2 protein-coding genes are annotated in these 620 nt (G+C 69.2%); both read right to left on the reverse strand.

Annotated features, from left to right (window positions below):
* Positions 1–258: hypothetical protein (locus ABD844_RS52585; protein ID WP_344897766.1), on the reverse strand; the 258-nt coding region annotated here is incomplete at its 3' end.
* On the reverse strand, positions 258–569 hold the full coding sequence (locus tag ABD844_RS52590; protein ID WP_344897769.1) for a helix-turn-helix domain-containing protein: 312 nt from the start codon (positions 567–569) through the stop codon (positions 258–260). The genes ABD844_RS52585 and ABD844_RS52590, both read right to left, overlap by 1 nt.
* Positions 570–620: the final 51 nt, after the last annotated feature.

The following is a 620-nucleotide window of genomic DNA, read 5'->3' on the forward strand; positions in this document are numbered from 1 at the left end:
CTCGAGTAACTGCCGCGCCAGAGCGGCGCCGCGCGCCGTGGTGGCGGTGTTGTCACGGATGGGCGTAGAGATCCACGGGCTTCGCCGGCCGGCGTTGGTGAGCCGCCAGCCGTGACCGTGCATGTCCGTGACGACTTCTGCCGCGAACGCGCGTGGATCCGGACGCTCATCCGACGGGAGCTGGTCCCGCGCGTACACACGACGCGCAAGCTCCGCCACGGCCTCCGAGATCGCGCGCCGCTGCGCCGCGGCGTTCATCACACCCTCCGGCAGGGCTGGGCGTTGAGCAGCCCATAATGCGTCGCGGCGGCGAGGTAGCGCTGTACCGACCGCTTGCTCTTGTTCAGCTCGGCCGCGATCTCCTCGCAGGTCTGGCCCTCGACTGTGAGGCGGGCGGCGTGCCGCATCAGTTGTAGGCCGTACTTCGTGGTCGGCAGCCACTGCGGCTCCAACTCGCCCAGTGGTTCCAGGACGGCGATCCCAGCCTTGTTGAGCGCGGCCAGTACCTCGTCCGGGCTTCCATCTCGGTCGAGCACCTCGCCGATGACGTCGGCTGGGGTGACGGACATGGGTCCTCCTGCTGGTCAGGTCGTGCTCTGCGTGGCGCAGAGGGCGAGCAT

Source organism: Nonomuraea antimicrobica, assembly GCF_039536965.1.
GTDB lineage: Bacteria > Actinomycetota > Actinomycetes > Streptosporangiales > Streptosporangiaceae > Nonomuraea > Nonomuraea antimicrobica.